Genomic DNA, 376 nt, shown 5'->3' on the forward strand with positions numbered 1-376 from the left:
GCAACATGAAGCTCCTACTAGTGCTGGCTGGCTTAATAGCATTGTCTTCTGGCAATGCTATCCCCATGATCCCTGGAGACAACAGTCACTATGTGGAAGGTGTAAGCCGATACGTTTGGATGCCTGATGGCGAGGGTGTTCCTCACCTCGTTGACCTGGAAGAACCGGCCGAGGAAGACATCCTTATGTCAAGGAACGGTGCAAACAACCAATACTGGCTTTTCACCAGACGTAACCAAAACAACCATCAAGTTATTACAAATGGCAATGTCAACTCTATCCGGAACTCGAACTACAATGGAAACCTGCCTCTCTTTGTTATTGTCCACGGCTGGAACAGCAACGGAAACTCCGCTGTGAACACCATGATCCGCCC

At 48.9% G+C, this 376-nt stretch carries 1 protein-coding gene; it reads left to right on the forward strand.

Annotation, left to right across the window (positions count from 1 at the left end; translation table 11 throughout):
• Positions 1-65 precede the first annotated feature (65 nt).
• The coding region (locus F0L74_RS34765) for an alpha/beta hydrolase family protein (protein ID WP_188316297.1) at positions 66-376 on the forward strand (311 nt) is incomplete at its 3' end.

The sequence above is a fragment of the Chitinophaga agrisoli genome, assembly GCF_008386695.1.
GTDB classification, from domain to species: Bacteria; Bacteroidota; Bacteroidia; order Chitinophagales; family Chitinophagaceae; genus Chitinophaga; species Chitinophaga agrisoli.